This is a genomic window from Saccharothrix espanaensis DSM 44229 (assembly GCF_000328705.1).
GTDB lineage: Bacteria > Actinomycetota > Actinomycetes > Mycobacteriales > Pseudonocardiaceae > Actinosynnema > Actinosynnema espanaense.
Genome location: NC_019673.1, coordinates 6,509,824 through 6,524,452, shown reverse-complemented (window position 1 = coordinate 6,524,452; position 14,629 = coordinate 6,509,824). Strand labels below are relative to the sequence as shown.

Sequence of the window (14,629 nt, the reverse complement as noted above, 5' to 3'; positions counted from 1 at the left end):
CGTCACCCGGATCATGGCGGCCTACCTGCGGCACTACCGCGACCGGGGCTCGGACGTCCAGTGGGCGCGCGGCCTGCCGGCTCGGCTGCTCGCCGCCGGCCTGCGGGAGGTCGACCACACCGGCCTGCTGGGCCGCATGGGCGGTCCCGACGACCGCTGGGCCGAACTGGTCGCGAGCGCCGCCCCGGACCTGCTGGCCACGTCCGCGATCACCCCCGACGACCTGGCCCGCTTCCACGACCTGCCGGCCGACCCGACCTTCCGGGACGTCCCGCAGTTCACCCTCGCCGCGTGGGGCCGGGCCGGCTGGTGCTCAGGCGGCGGTGCCGGCGGCCATCCCGTGCGGTCGGGTGCGCAGCAGGTGCTCGGTGCGCCGGTCGTAGCGCTCGACGGCGTCCCCCACGGCGCAGTGGAACTCGTCGCGGATCGCCTTGATCGCCTCCATGCCCGGCCGGTCCAGCACCACGTCGTCGATCGCCGCCCACCGCAGTTCGTCCGCGCCGGCCGCGAGCGCCGCCACGCACGCCGCCACCCGTTCCACCTCCACCAGGACCCGGTGCGGCGGGAGCGGGTCCACCGCCTCCGGCACGCCGTCGACCGGCGTCACCGGCAGCCCGAGCGCGCGCAGGATCCGGTCGCGCAGCACGCCCACGTCCCCGGTCGACGGCAGCCGCGCGACCTGCCCGGCCAGTTCCTCCCCGGAGCGCGCCGTCACCACCCGGCGCGGCACGCCGCCGGGCCGGGTGGGCACCAGCGCGGCCACGTCGGGCAGGGTGTGGAACCCGGTCTGGTGGATGGCCGTCTTGACCCGCGCGAACTGCTCCTCGCCCAGCACCGGGCCGGCCGCGAACGCGACCTCGAAGCCGTAGCGCCCGACCACGATCGTCACGGGGCCGGGCAGGGTGAGCCGGCCGTGGTGGTCGGCACCGGCGGGTGACCGCTCGACCGCGCACCGCCCGGCCGCCCGTTCCAGCCGGAAGGCCAGCCGTTCCACCCGTTCGTGCAGCACCTCGGGCGCGGTCAGCCGCGGGCGTTCCAGCCGGCCCGGCGCGTCGAGGTCGGTCAACAGCTCGCAGAGCGCTTGGGCGGTGACCACGACCGGATCGTCGCAGAGCACGCCGGCCCGGCCGAGCCCTTTTCGCGAACCGGCGGCGGGCGACCCGCCGCCGGTCCCACCTCAGAACTGCAGGTACCAGCTGTTGAGCTTGCCGACGTCCTGTGGACCCGCGTCGCGGATGCGCAGCTTCCACACGCCGTTCGCGGCTTCACCGGACGCGTTGACCGTGTAGGTCGTCACGAGGTTGTCGCCGCTGTCACTGCTGGAGTTCTTCACCCGGAACGCGGTGCCGTCCGGCGCGACCAGGTCGATCACCAGGTCGCCGCGGTAGGTGTGGGTGATGTCCACGCCGAGCACCAGCGCCGTGGGCGCGTTGCCGGAGATGCCGGACACGGTCAGCGAGCTCTCGACGGTGGCCTGGTCGGGCAGGTTCAGGTCCTCGTCCTGGGTGAACTTCTCGCCGCCGGGCGGGGTTCCGGTGCCCGCGAGCGTCCACAGCGAGTACGCGATCACGTCGGTCATCCGGTCCAGCGCGGTGTTGTCGATGTTGCTCGACGTGTCGCACGCCCGGTGGTAGCACCGGTCGAACGCGACGCCCGCCTGGCCGCCCCACTTCGACGCCTGCGCCGCGGTCTTGGTGACCTCGGCGCCGGTGAACAGGCCGCCGACCGGGATGCCCGCCCGCGCGAACGCCGCGTGGTCGGAGCGCCCGCCCACCGACGTCAGCTCGGTGGCGACCTTGCCGGTGAACCCGGCTTCGAGCGTCTGCTGGAGCGCCAGCGAACCGCTGGGCTGGCCGCTGGCGCTGTAGACGAAGTAGCCCGGGTTGGGCGAGCCGGTCATGTCGAAGTTCAGGTACGACTTGATCTTCGACTTCTCCGCCGCCGGGAGCTGGTTGACGTAGTAGGTGGAGCCGATCAGCCCCAGCTCCTCCGCGCCCCACCAGCCGAACCGCAGGTGCTTCTGCGGCTTGAGGTTCTCCCGAGCCACGGTCAGCGCGACCTCCAGGATGCCCGCCGACCCGGTGCCGTTGTCGTTGATGCCGGGGCCGGCGCTCACGCTGTCCAGGTGGCCGCCGAGCATCAGGATGTTGTCGGCGTCGCCGCCGGGCCAGTCGGCGATCAGGTTGTAGCCGGTCGCGCCGCTGTTGGTGAACTGCTGGATGGACGTCGTGTAGCCGACCGCGTCGAGCTTCGCCTTGACGTAGTCCAACGAGGCGCGGTAGCCGGGCCGGCCGTGCGCCCGGTTGCCGCCGTTGTTGTTGGCGATGGTCTGGAAGCTGCTCAGGTGGGCTTGGACGTTGGCCAACGAGATGTCCGGCACGGCCAGCGCGCCGGGTGCCGCCGAGGCCACTGGTGGGCTCAGCAGGGCCGTGGCGAGGAGCAGGGCGCTCGCCAGCGGCGTCGTCCTCTTCAAGGACATGGCTGCCTCCGCAGGGTGTAGGGATAGCCGGTGTCGAGCCTGCGGCCTGCGGCAATTCGGCGGTAGCGACGTTCGTCGTAGCACATTCGGACGCAATTCCGACATCTCCGCCGGCGCTGTTGTTTCAGTTACGACTAAACCCCCTCGTTGTCGCAACACTCCCTCGTTCCAGACACACAGCGCAACGACCGGGCGGCCGGCAGCCGGCCCGGTATTCCGGTGGGAGCACCGGCGGCGCCGACCTACGCTCGGCGGTATGTCCACAGAGGATCTGCACCGCCTCGCTGCCGCCGGGGACGCCGACCTGGTCGACGGGTGCGGGGCCTGCTACGCCGACCAGGACCTCCGGCTGCTCGCGGGCGACCCGCACCTGGTACCGGACGACCTGCTGGAACGGGCCGTGCTGGAGCCCTCGGGCCACTGGAGTCCGGCCACGTGGCGAGGGCTGTGGCGGCGGTTCGCGCCCAGGCTCGTGGCCCTCGTGGCGGCGCGGAGCACTGACGTGGACCGGGCGCTGCGCAGCCTCGCGCCGGACTTCGCCGACCTGTCGGCGTGGCCGGACGAGGACCGCCGAGTGCTGGAGGACGCGCTCGGCGACGTGCTGGCAACCGCGGTCGAGACCTGGCCCGCCCCGGACGTCGTGACCCTGCTCTGCGGACTGGCCTGTGTCCACGACGACCTGCGGCCGTGGTTGGCCCGCGTGGACGCGCTGACGGGCCCGGCCGCCGACGCCGGTGTGGTGCGCCTGGCCTGCCACTGGGCCACGAGCCTGCACTGGGGCGAGACCGACTGGTGCACCTGGTGGCTCACCGACGACCAGGCCACTCCGGTGCGGGAGTGGACGTTCGCCGTGCGTCCGAGGGTCGTGCGGTTCGCCGCGGAGCACCCGGAGTGCAAGACGGCCCGTGACGCGGTGATCACCTACGACCGCCTCGACCGCGACGAGCCGGGCCCCTGGTACTACCCGGGCACCGGGTGGAGCCGCTGGGAGCGGATGGGGCAGCCCGGCCACTACAACTGGCTGGAGCCCGTCTCCGGGTAGCCGTCTCCGGGTAGCTGTTTCTGGCTAACCGGTCACTCCGAGCCTTCGGCCCGACGGGCCCGTGCGCGGCGCTTGCCCTCGTGCATCGCGACGACCCGGGCGACCGGGATCTCCCGGCCCTCGGCCACGAGGTCCTCGGGCAGCGCCTGTGGCGCGGGCAGCGCGGACGCCCACGGGTCGGCGTCGCCGAGCAGGTCCACGGCCGTGCGCAGGGTGAAGTCGCGTGGCGTGACCTGGTCGAGGTCGTCCCACGACACCGGGAACGACACCGGCGTGCCGGGGCGGATCCGGGGGCTGTAGGCGGCGACGACCGTCGCGCCGTACGCGCGCGTCGAATCGAGGAACACCTTGCCCTCGCGCTCCTCGCGGATGTAGGCGGTGGTGGCGATCGCGGGGTCGATCCGCTCGGCGCGGGCGGCCAGCGCGCGGGTTGCGGCGGCCGCGTCGTCATCGCTCGCCGTGATCGGCACGAAGATGTGCAAACCCTTGGCACCGCTGGTCTTCACCGCGCCGGACAGGCCCGCGTCGGTCAGCGCCCGGTGGACCAGGCGGGCCGCGCCGACCACCGCGCCGAACGGCTCGCCCTCGGGCGGGTCGAGGTCGAGGACGACGTACTGGGGGTGCTCGCGGTCGTCCACGAGGCTGAGCGGGACGTGGTACTCCACGGCGCGTTGGTTCCCGAACCACAGCAGGGTCTTGCGGTCGTCGCACAGGGCGTAGTTGATCTGCCGCTTGGACGCGTCCGCCCACACCGGAGTGGTCTTGACGAAGTCCGGTGTGTACTTGGGGACGTTCTTCTGCATGAACGGGTCCTGGCCGCGCAGCACGCGCACGACGGACAGCGGCCGTCCGGCCAGTCCGGGCAGGATCCGGTCGCGCACGGCGTCGAGGTAGTCGACCAGGTCGCGTTTGGTGGCGTCGGCACCGTCGAACAGCGCCTGGTCCAGGTTGGTCAGCGACACACCGTCGCGTTGTTCGGCAGCACCCACCCGACCACCCTCCCCGGTCGCGGTCCGCTCGGCAAGTGGGCTCGCGGATGGGGCAGGGTGCCCGGTCGTGAGCGGTGTGCGGGCGGGGCGGGGTGCTGGGTGTCGACCAGTTCACCGCACCCGACCACGCCGGTGCCCACTCGCGCAAAGCGATGGCCATCCACCCCGGCTGGTTCGACCGTTCCCCGTGCGGGCCGGGAGCCTGCGCCCGGATGGCCCAACTGCACGCCCGCGGCGAACGCCCTTCGCACCAGGACTTCGTCAACGACTCCTTCATCGTCACCCGCTTCACCGGCCGCCTGACCGCCAATTCCTTAGCCGACCACACCGCCGTACTGGGGACGTTGTCGGCCGAGCCTGGACAACCGGGCATGTCCCAGTACTTGCTGGACCCGACCGACCCGTTCCCGCGCGGCTTCCAGCGGTGGATCATCAGCGGACCGGCCGGGCAAGATCAAGCGCATCCGCGCCCGCTGCCACCAAACCGGGCGCGTCCCCTGAACGGTGGAGAAGTTGAGCAGCGTCGACCCGAAGAGGATCATCGAGGATCGCGCGGTCAACCGCGTGACCGCCCTCATGCAGGAGCACTCCCACATCGTTCAGAAGATCGATGGCCACAACGACTTCGGCGAAGATCTGTACGTCCGGTTCGTCGAGGGCGGACGAACCACCGGGGACACCATTGCCGTCCAGGTCAAGGGCGGCGTCTCGTACCGCGCGGGAGGCGGGTACCGGGTCAAGGTCGGACGTCACGGCAGTTCGTGGCTCAAGTCCAACGTCCCGGTCGTGTGCGTCGTCCACGACCCCGGTACGGACCAGTTGTACTGGGCGAATGCGTCGCAGCAGCTCCGCCGCGCCAGAGCTGACGGGGAAGTGCTCCGTTCGATCGCGATCTCGCGGACCGATGTGCTGAGTGAGGCGTCGATGCCGCTGTTCGTGGGGAGGATGCGCGAGTACGTGGCCGAACGCGGGCAGCTGCGGTTGGCGTTGAGCGAGCTCAGCGGGCAGGTGTTCGACACGACCGACTACATCTCGTTCTGGATGAACAAGTACGGGGAGGAGATGGTCTACCACCAGCGCCGGGGCGATCACAGCGCCAGCTTGCTGCACCACGACTGGGACTGGCGGCCCATCGAGATCACCCCGGAGGCGCTCACCCGGGGCGACCGGTACGCGGCGCTCGGTCTGACGACCTTGGCCGAGCTGGCCGATTTCCTGGGCAACGCGGAGAGGGGGCACCTGGCCGAGCAGTTGCCGGAGGTGGGCCTCCGGTCGTTCGTGGACACTCCGCCGGTGGTGGGAGACACCTTCATCGTGAACCAGGGTGAACTGGCCTGGCTCCGCGCGTGCGCGGACGCGAGCCGGTCGTGGCGGTCCGCGCCGGCTCTTCCGGACGTCTAGGACAGCAGTGCGGTGAGGCGTTGTTCGACGTGGTCCAGGGCCATCCGGACCGCGCCCAGGGCCACGTTGCGCGCGCCCAGCGCCGACACCCGCAGGTCGACCGGGACCAGGAGCATCCGGCCGAGGCGTTTGCGGACCGCGTCGAACAGGACCTCGCCCGCGCGGGACACGCCGCCGCCCACGACGACCCGTTGCGGGTCCATGATCAGGAGCTGGACGGCCAGGCCGCGGGCGAAGCGGGTCGCGATGGTGTCCACCACCGAGGCCGCCGCCGGGTCGCCGGCTTCCGCCGCGGTGAACAGCGGGGCGATGTCGGTGCCCTCGGCCAGCAGGTCACGCAGCGGGCTGTCGCAGCGCTGCACGCCCAGGCGCAGGATCTCGCCCGCGCCGACCAGCCGTTCGAACGCGCCCAGCCCGTCGGTCGCCGGCTTGGGCTCGTCGTCCAGGTCGGTGACCAGGTCGATGAAGCCGAGCTCGCCGGCGGCGGAGGACGCGCCGCGGTAGGGCTTGTCGTCGATCACCATGCCGGTGCCGATGCGCTCGCCCCACTGCACGAACAGCAGGTTGTCGCCCGCCTCGCCGCGCCACCGCTCGGCGACCACGGCCAGGTTGACGTCGTTCTCGATGCCCACCGGGCAGCCCAGCCAGTCGCGCAGCTCGGCGATCACCGGCAGGCTGGACCAGCCGGGGATGCTCGGGGCCAGCACGACCTCGCCGCGCTCGTGGTCCACGATCCCGGGCGTGCCCACGGCCACCGACCACAGGTCCGTCGGCGTCACTCCCGCCTCGACGGACACGGCGGTGAGCGTGCTGCGCAGCATGGGGACCATGTCCGGTCCGGTCGGGCTGACGGCCTCGCGCTCGGCCAGCACGTTGCCGGCCAGGTCGGCGATCATCACCAGGACCTTGTGCGGCCCGACGTCGATGCCCGCCACGTGGCCCAGCTCCGCGCGGAAGCGGGCGCGTTGGGCGGGGCGGCCGATCTGGTGCTCGGTGGGGCCGGAGAACTCCGCGATGCCCGCCTCGGCCAGCGCGGTCAGCGCCCGGGTGACCGCCGGCCGGGACAGCCCGGTGGCCACCACCAGGTCGGACACCGTGGCGGTGTGACCGTCGGCGTCGCGCAGCGCGTTGAGGACGGCCGCGGCGTTGATCCGCCGCAGCACGTGGGGCCCGGTGGCCGCCGATCCGGATGACACGTGCGCCTCGCTTCCGTGCTCTCGTCGCGCACGCTAGCAGGTCCAAGCCCTTGACAGATGGTCCAGACCATAGCAGAGTATCGAACGGTTCGTTACTAAGTGCGCCCAGCTCACGTCCCTGCGGTGAGATTCGGCTTGGGGGGAGCGACTGTGGAAGACGTGAAGTACCGGCTCATCGCCGATCACCTGATCGGTGCCATCGACCGGGGCGAGTACCCGGTGGGCAGCGCGTTGCCCACCCTGCACGACCTGATGCACAAGTTCGGCGTGGCCCGGGGCACCGCGCGCGCGGCCGTGGCCGTGCTGGTGGCCCAGGGCGTCGCCACGTCCAAGCAGGGCCTGGGCACGCTGGTCTGCGGCACGACGGTCCCGTCGCAGCCCCAGGCGCCGCGGATCCTGCCGGACGGCGCGACCTACCCGAAGGTGGTCCTCAGCGGCTGGACCGCCGCCGGCCCGGACGTCGCCGGCCGGTTCGGGCTCACCACCGGCAGCCTGGTGGTGCACCGGATCCGCCACCACCACACCGGCACCAGGGTGACCAGCATCGACCAGCAGTGGCTGCCCAAGGCGGTGGCGACCACCATCGAGCAGCACACCGGGCACGACATCTCCGACCGCACCGACACCCCGCACCCGGACCTGACCCCGTTGCTGCGCAACGCCGGGCTGGACCCGATCGTGGCCACCGTGCAGCTCGACGCCCGCCTGCCCAGCAGGCACGAGGCCGACACCCTCGACATCCCGGTCGACGCCCCGGTCCTGGTGGTCCACCGGATCACCCACGGCTCGTCCGGCACTCCCGTCGAGGCCACGACAACGGTGTCGAGCACCGGCGGCTCGGCCCCGAAGTTCACCATCCCGCTCACCGGCTGACCGCCCGGCCGCCCAGCCGGTCCGCGCCCAGCCGGTGCGCCCAGCCGTCTCGACGATGGTCGCACCGCCGTGTCGACCACCGAGACCGTCTGCTCGTCCCGCACAACGGGGTGCGCGAGCAGCCGCAACGGCTCCGGCGCAATCCGGCTCTTCCATCGTCCACAAAGGACACTTCGCTCGCCGAGCGGCTGTCGGTCACTCGGCCGGGCGGGTCCGCTCCGGTCCGCCGGTGTGGGTGCGGTGTCGCGTGCGGTGCACGGGTGAGTGCTCGACCACGACCGGAGCGCGCGTGGTGGAGATGCCCGCCGCGGCGAGGATCCGGGCCGGCAGGCGGGTGTGGTCCGCGGCGGCGAGCGCCAGCGCGCGGGCAGCCGCCGGGCTCTCCGCGTCCGGTGGGATCACCAGCAGGTCCAGGTGCCGCCGGTCGGCACCGGCGACCTGCACGACGTCGGTGTCCAGCGCGGCGAACCCGACCAGCGCGACGGGGTGCGCGTTCACCTCGACCTGGGGCACCGTCGATCCCCAGAACGTCTCGGCGAACACCACCCGGGCCACGACGCCGAGCCGGTCGGCGAGGGCTTCGGCCAGCGCGGGGAGTTCGGCGGCGAGGTCGCGCGAACGCGGCCACCACGCGCCGTCGACGTGCCCGGTCGGCAGCGCGGGCGGCTTGAGGCTCAGCCGCAGCGGCGGGCGTGTCCGGTCGGTGGTGGGGGTGGTGGACGGGACCGACGTCATGCCGGTGCTCCGATCTCCGGCCGCGACAGCGGTCAGCCTGGGTTCTTGCGGACGGCCGGCGCAGTCGGGCGGTTCCGACGGCCAGGGCAGGACGGCCACGGCCATCAGGGCCCCCGCCAGTGGTGTGTCGACCGAGATTCACAGGAAGCGAGATCCGGGTGTCGCTCGGACAGGGCGCCTCATGCCGGACAACACCGACCCTACGCGCCGGAACGCGTACGCGCCCCGCAGCGAGCGCACGACAAGCGCCCACTAGTCAACGCCGACGGCAGCCCGCAGGTCACCGTGATCCGGCTGGGCCTCGACGGTGACGACCTGGTCAGCGGCCACATGTCCCGGCACCTCAAGGTGCGCAACATCGAACGCGACCCGCGCGTGGTGCTGTCGAGCGCATCGGCGGCGTCGGCCCCTGGGGGCATCGAGCTGACCCGGCGCGTCACGCCGGTGTGGCGAACGCCCGCCGGCAGTGCGCCACCAGTTCGCGCACGGCCGGGCCCCGCGAGGGCTTCCAGACCAGGGCGAGCAGTCCAGGCGTGTCGACGTCGCTGATCGGCACGGCGTCGAGCCGGTCCCGGTAGTGCTCGGCCATCGACTCGCTGAGCACGGCGACACCCAGTCCGCGCGCGGCCAGGTCGGCGATCGCGTCCGCCGCACTGGCTTGGAGCGCGATGGCCGGCCGCACCCCGTGCGCCGCGCACGCCTGGTCGAACACCGCGCGCAGCCCGGTTCCCGGCGGCATGCACACCAGGGGGTGTCCGACCAGGTTCCGCAGGGTGAGCGGGCCGTCCACGGCGGGGTGGCCGGGCGGGGCCGCCGCGACGAGCCGTTCGCTGACGACCGTCAGCGCGGCGAGCCCGTCCGGGGTGCCGCCGGCCGCGCCGATCAGCGCGAGGTCGAGGGTGCCGGCCCGGACCCGGTCCACCATCTGGTCGGAGTTGGCCTCCTGTAGCGAGATCTCCACCCCGGGGTGCGCCCGGTGGAACGCCGCCAGCGCGTCGAACAGCGGCGTGACGGTGCAGCCGATCACCATCCCGAGGTCCAGCCGCCCCCGGATCAGGTCGGTCACCTCGCCCACCGCCTGCCCGACCGCCTCGGCGGCGGCGAGCGCGGCGCGGGCGTGCTCCAGCGCCGCTTTCCCCGCCGTGGTCAGCGTGGCGGTCCGCGCGGACCGGTCGAACAGCTCCGCCCCCAGCTCGCGTTCCAGCTGCCGGACCTGAGCGCTCACCCCGGACTGGCTGATGTGCACGCGCTCGGCGGCGCGGGTGAAGTTGCGCTCCTCGGCGACCGCGACGAAGTACTCCAGCTGCCTCAGCTCCATGACTGAGGATTCTAGTTCCCATCAGAACCATCTGTTGGACTTCTGCTCCGATCGCGGCGAGGCTGGTAGCACAACGGCTCAACGAGGAGGAACCATGACGGACCACGAGAAGGCCATGCGCCCCGAAGACCTCACCCGCCTGTTCGTCGAGCGGTCGAACGCGGGCGACGCGGCCGGTGTCGCCGCCCTCTACGAGGAGAACGCCGTCCTGGCCTACCCGCCGGGCAGTCAGACGGTGGGCCGCGAGGCGATCCGCGAACTGTGGGCGGGCGTCCTGGCCCACAACCCCCGCTTCGAACTGGAAACCCCACTGCCGACCCTGGTCAGCGACGACATCGCGCTCACCTCGACCCCGCCCAAGGACGGTTCGGGCGCACGCGCCCAGGTCGTCCGCCGCCAGCCCGACGGCAGCTGGCTGCGCCTGCTCGACCAGCCGGAGTTCGTCACCCCGACCGGCTGATCGCACCCCTCGACGCACGGCGAGTGCGGAATCATGGGGCCCTCTGGGAGGTGGCGACCGTGGGGCATTCTGTTCGATTCGACAGCGTCGAGTTCACGCGAGCGGTGCTGGAGGTCTTGGACGGCGATCGGGACTACCGGCGGATCCACGCGTTGACGGTTCGGCGTCAGGCCGACGGTGTGCCGGAGGGGCTGCTGATCGACGTGCTGACCGGGCTCATGCTGGACATGCGGAGCCAGGGCCGCGAAGCCGAGGAAGAACTCGTCATGGAGGCTCTCGACCACGTCACCGGCTGGTACGGGACCGCCGCGAGCTACCGGATGCGGCTCCACGAGATCGCCGAGTTGGTGGTGGACCTGCCGGAGCACGATCTGCGCAGCGGCGCGGTGGGCACCGTGGTGGACGAGTACCCGACCGACTACGAGGTCGAGTTCGTGGACGACGACGGCCGCACGACGGCGCTGCTGACGTTGCGCCCTGATCAGCTGCGCTTCCGAGGTCGACCCGCCACGGGCCTGGGGGCGTCGGCAGTCGGGGAGGCGCGGCGGAGCCGCCGTGACGGGGCTCCGCCGCTCCCGGGTCAGGCCGTCGGCACGGGGAGGTCGGCCAGCCGGGCCAGGATTTCCTGTTGGCGGTCGCGGTATTGCTTGACGTTGGCCAGTTTCACGTCCTCGTAGCCGCGCACCATGTCCGGCAGGGCGGCCAGTTCCGCCACCGCCGCGCGGTCCACGTCGGACGCCCGGAACGCCCGCACCACGGCGGCCTGGTACTCGGTCACCAGTTCGCGCTCCACCCGCCGCACGTGCGCGTACCCGAACAGGTCCAGCCGTGTCCCGCGCAGCTTCCGGCCGGCCGCCAGCACCCGGAACACCGGCCGGAACCACGGGCCCAGCGCGATCTTCTTCTTCATCCCCAACGCCCGCAGCACCGGCGGGTGCAGGCGGTAGGCCGCCCGCGCCCCCTCGCCGAACTCCGCCTTGATCTTCTCGGTCAGCGCAGGGTCTAGCGACAGGCGTGCCACCTCGTACTCGTCCTTGTACGCCATCAACTTGTACAGGTTGCGAGCCACCTCCACCGTCACGTCGGTGGACCCGCCTTCCAGCACCCGCACCCGTTCCACGAACTCGACGTAGGCCCGCGCGTACTTCTCGTCCTGGTAGGCGACCAGCTCCGGCACCCGGATGTCCAGCACCCGCGCCAGTTCCGTCCCGGGCTCGGCCCGCACCACCGCGCGAACCGCCCGCGCCGCCGGAGACAGCGCCGGTGCCGACTCGGCCGGAGGGGTGGGCGCGGCGGAGGCGGGGGAGGCGACCAGGCGGCGGCCGTGGCGGAACGCCTGCACGTTCGCGGCCACCGCCACGCCGTTGAGTTCGATGGCCCGCTCGATCGCGGCCGCGGGCAGCGGCAGCGCGCCGGTCTGGTAGGCGGCTCCCAGTTGGAGGATGTTGGCGAACTGCCCGTCCCCGAACAGCTCCTCGGCCACCGCGCGGGCGTCCAGCGCCACGGTCCGCGCCGTCGCCGACTCCAGCACCGAGTGGATCCGGCCGGGCTCGGGGAACGCCACCGACGTGTCGACCACCATCTTCCCGGTCGGCACCTCTGTCGTGGACACCACGGCGACCGTCCGCGCGGGGTCGGTCGAGGCCAGGTTGGCCGGGTCCGCACCCACCAGCGCGTCGCACGCCAGGTACAGGTCGCACTCGCCGGCCGCCAGCTTGGCCGCGCGGTCGGTCGGGGCCGCGGTCACCTTCAGGTCCGACACCACCGCGCCGCCCTTCTGCGCCAACCCGGTCTGGTCCAGGGTGCGCACGTGCCGGCCCTCCAGCACCGCCGCCGTGGCCAGGATCTGGCCGACGGTCACCACTCCAGTGCCGCCGATGCCGGTGATCCGCACGGCGAAGTCCGGACCGCCCCGCACGGGTTCGGGCACGGCGTCGGCGGCCAGTTCGCCGGCCGCCGACCGGCGCGGCTTGCCGCCGCCGGGCACGACGGTGAGGAACGACGGGCAGTCGCCGTCCAGGCACGAGTAGTCGACGTTGCACGACGACTGGTGGATCGCGGTCTTGCGGCCGAACTCGGTCGGCACCGGCTGCACGGACAGGCAGTTGGACTTGGTGCCGCAGTCGCCGCAGCCCTCGCACACCCGCTCGTTGATCACCACGCGGGTCGCGGGCGCTTCCTGCTTGCCGCGCCGCCGCTTGCGCCGCTTCTCCGCCGCGCACTCCTGATCGTGGATCAGCACGGTGACGCCGCCGACCTTGGCGAGTTCCTCCTGCGTGCGCAGCAGTTCGGAGCGGTCGCGGACCTCGACGCCGGCCGGGAACGAGCGACGGCGCAGCGCGCGCGGCGCGTCACTGGTCACCACGACCTTCCGCACGCCCTCCAGCAGCAGCAGCGCGGCGATCTTCTCCACGGGCAGCCCGCCGACCGCGTCCTGCCCGCCGGTCATCGCCACCGCCGAGTTGTAGAGCAGCTTGTAGGTGACGTTCACCCCCGCCGCGACCGCCGCCCGCACCGCGAGGCTGCCGGAGTGGGTGAACGTGCCGTCGCCGATGTTCTGGGTGAAGTGCGGCGTCTCCACGAACGGCGCCATGCCGATCCACTGCGTGCCCTCGCCGCCCATCTGGGTCACCCCGACCAGCGAGCCGACCTGCTCGGGGTCCATGAACAGGCTCATCGTGTGGCAGCCGATGCCGCCGCCGACGATCGTGCCCTCCGGCACCTTCGTGGACGAGTTGTGCGGGCAGCCCGAGCAGAAGTACGGCGTGCGCGCCAGCAGCGGCACGGCGATCCGCTCCCGCCGGCCGCGTTGCCGCCACGCGTCGACCGACTCGATGCCCAGCGGCGCGAGCAGCCGGGCCAGGCCGGTGGCGATGCCGTCCGGGTCGAGTTCGCCGATCTCGCCGAACAGCGTCCGCCCGTCCGGGCCGGTCTTGCCGTGCACGGCGGGCGCGTTCGCGCGGCCGTACAGGACGTCCTTGACCGCGGCCTCGATGAACGACCGCTTCTCCTCCACGACGACGACGGTGTCCAGGCCGTCGGCGAACTCGCGCACGACCGAGGGCTCCACCGGGTGGATGACACCGAGCTTGAGCAGCCGGATCCCGTGCCGGGACAGGGTGTCCCCGGTCAGCCCGAGCCGGTCCAGCGCCTGCCGGACGTCGAGGTAGGACTTGCCCGCGGTGACGATCCCGACCCGGTCGCCGGCGCGCCCCCGGACGATCCGGTTCACGCCCGACGCGCGCACGTACTCCAGCGCCAGCGGCAGCCGCACGGTGTAGAGGCTGCGCTCCAGACCGGCGAGCTCGGTGCCGAGCAGGCGCGAGGTGGGCTTGTGCCGGTAGGCGTGGCCGGGCATCTCCGGCGCGGTCCAGCCCGGGGAGACCAGCGCGGTGCTGGACGCGTCGGCGACGTTCGCGACGATCTTCAGCGACGACCACACGCCGGCCGCGCGGGAGAGCTCCACCGCGTGCAGCCCGTGGTCGAGCACGTCCTGCGAGTCGGCCGGGTAGAACACCGGGATCGCCAGGTCGGCCAGCGCCAGGTCGGACGCGCACGGCACGGTGGACGACTTCGCGTTCGGGTCGTCGCCGACCAGCGCCACCGCGCCGCCGTGCGGGTCGGTGCCGGCCAGGTTGGCGTGCCGCAGCGCGTCGGTGGCCCGGTCCAGCCCGGGTGCCTTGCCGTACCAGACGCCGGTGACCCCGCGGTACCGGCGACCGGGCAGCGCGCCGGTGAGCTGGCTGCCCATCACCGAGGTCGCGGCCAGCTCCTCGTTGAGGCCGGGCCGGTGCACCACGTCGTGCTTGGCCAGCAGGGTGGCGCGGCGGGCCAGCTCCAGGTCGTAGCCGGCCAGCGGCGAGCCCTCGTAGCCGGAGACGAACACCGCGGTGTCCTCGCCCCGGCCCCGGTCGTGGCGGACCCGGTCGAACAGCACCCGCACCAGGGCCTGCACCCCGCTGAGGTGCACGACCCCGTCCTCCCGGAGGTAGCGGTCCTCCAACGTGAACGCCTCCACGCCGTGCTCCTTCACTCGACACCGATGCGGTGTGGGTCACACCACACGGTGTCCGAACGTGCCGCAACATCCGGCGCGCATCTTGCCGTCGCGACGCAAAGAACACGCGCCCACCCCC

At 72.6% G+C, this 14,629-nt stretch carries 12 protein-coding genes and 1 pseudogene; 6 read left to right on the top strand and 7 right to left on the bottom strand.

Annotation, left to right across the window (positions count from 1 at the left end):
- Window positions 1–313: 313 nt before the first annotated feature.
- Window positions 314–1,096, bottom strand: a complete 783-nt coding sequence (locus BN6_RS49175) for a hypothetical protein (RefSeq protein WP_041314329.1) — start codon at window positions 1,094–1,096, stop codon at window positions 314–316.
- A gap of 81 nt (window positions 1,097–1,177) precedes the next feature.
- Window positions 1,178–2,479, bottom strand: a complete 1,302-nt coding sequence (locus BN6_RS28085) for a M28 family metallopeptidase (protein ID WP_015103210.1) — start codon at window positions 2,477–2,479, stop codon at window positions 1,178–1,180.
- A gap of 256 nt (window positions 2,480–2,735) precedes the next feature.
- Here BN6_RS28085 and BN6_RS28080 point away from each other — a divergent pair, with 256 nt between their 5' ends.
- Window positions 2,736–3,521: a hypothetical protein gene (locus BN6_RS28080; RefSeq protein WP_015103209.1), complete on the top strand. Its 786-nt coding sequence runs from the start codon at window positions 2,736–2,738 to the stop codon at window positions 3,519–3,521.
- A gap of 32 nt (window positions 3,522–3,553) precedes the next feature.
- Here BN6_RS28080 and BN6_RS28075 read toward each other — a convergent pair whose 3' ends face one another.
- Entirely contained in the window at window positions 3,554–4,510 is a 957-nt protein-coding gene (locus BN6_RS28075; protein ID WP_015103208.1) for a DNA polymerase domain-containing protein, read from the bottom strand.
- Between the two features lie 152 nt (window positions 4,511–4,662).
- Here BN6_RS28075 and BN6_RS50295 point away from each other — a divergent pair.
- Together BN6_RS50295 and BN6_RS42555 are read left to right on the top strand one after the other, a co-directional pair.
- Window positions 4,663–4,872 (top strand): annotated as a pseudogene (locus tag BN6_RS50295) (proline racemase family protein); the annotation flags it as partial.
- Between the two features lie 151 nt (window positions 4,873–5,023).
- The gene (locus BN6_RS42555; protein ID WP_015103207.1) at window positions 5,024–5,911 is read left to right on the top strand and encodes a DUF4365 domain-containing protein; all 888 of its coding nucleotides are present in this window, start codon (window positions 5,024–5,026) and stop codon (window positions 5,909–5,911) included.
- Here the strand turns inward: BN6_RS42555 and BN6_RS28065 are convergent.
- Window positions 5,908–7,107, bottom strand: coding sequence for an ROK family transcriptional regulator (locus tag BN6_RS28065; RefSeq protein WP_015103206.1), 1,200 nt, complete (start codon window positions 7,105–7,107; stop codon window positions 5,908–5,910). The two genes, BN6_RS42555 and BN6_RS28065, sit on opposite strands and share 4 nt — an antisense overlap.
- A gap of 150 nt (window positions 7,108–7,257) precedes the next feature.
- Between BN6_RS28065 and BN6_RS28060 the strand changes: the two genes are divergently transcribed.
- A complete protein-coding gene (locus tag BN6_RS28060) occupies window positions 7,258–7,980 on the top strand; it encodes a GntR family transcriptional regulator (RefSeq protein ID WP_015103205.1) in 723 nt (240 codons plus the stop codon).
- 195 nt (window positions 7,981–8,175) lie between these two features.
- Here the strand turns inward: BN6_RS28060 and BN6_RS42550 are convergent, their stop codons facing one another.
- Together BN6_RS42550 and BN6_RS28050 are read right to left on the bottom strand one after the other, a co-directional pair.
- Complete coding sequence (locus tag BN6_RS42550) at window positions 8,176–8,715, bottom strand: DUF5994 family protein (protein WP_015103204.1); 540 nt, start codon at window positions 8,713–8,715, stop codon at window positions 8,176–8,178.
- 436 nt (window positions 8,716–9,151) lie between these two features.
- Window positions 9,152–10,033, bottom strand: a complete 882-nt coding sequence (locus BN6_RS28050; RefSeq protein WP_015103203.1) for a LysR family transcriptional regulator — start codon at window positions 10,031–10,033, stop codon at window positions 9,152–9,154.
- 94 nt (window positions 10,034–10,127) lie between these two features.
- Here BN6_RS28050 and BN6_RS28045 point away from each other — a divergent pair, with 94 nt between their 5' ends.
- Together BN6_RS28045 and BN6_RS48170 are read left to right on the top strand one after the other, a co-directional pair.
- The gene (locus BN6_RS28045) at window positions 10,128–10,493 is read left to right on the top strand and encodes a YybH family protein (protein WP_015103202.1); all 366 of its coding nucleotides are present in this window, start codon (window positions 10,128–10,130) and stop codon (window positions 10,491–10,493) included.
- Between the two features lie 59 nt (window positions 10,494–10,552).
- Entirely contained in the window at window positions 10,553–11,170 is a 618-nt protein-coding gene (locus BN6_RS48170) for a DUF4926 domain-containing protein (protein ID WP_015103201.1), read from the top strand.
- On the opposite strand, the gene BN6_RS28035 is transcribed toward BN6_RS48170, so the two are convergent.
- Entirely contained in the window at window positions 11,074–14,511 is a 3,438-nt protein-coding gene (locus tag BN6_RS28035; protein ID WP_015103200.1) for an indolepyruvate ferredoxin oxidoreductase family protein, read from the bottom strand. The genes BN6_RS48170 and BN6_RS28035 overlap by 97 nt on opposite strands.
- Between the last annotated feature and the right edge of the window lie 118 nt (window positions 14,512–14,629).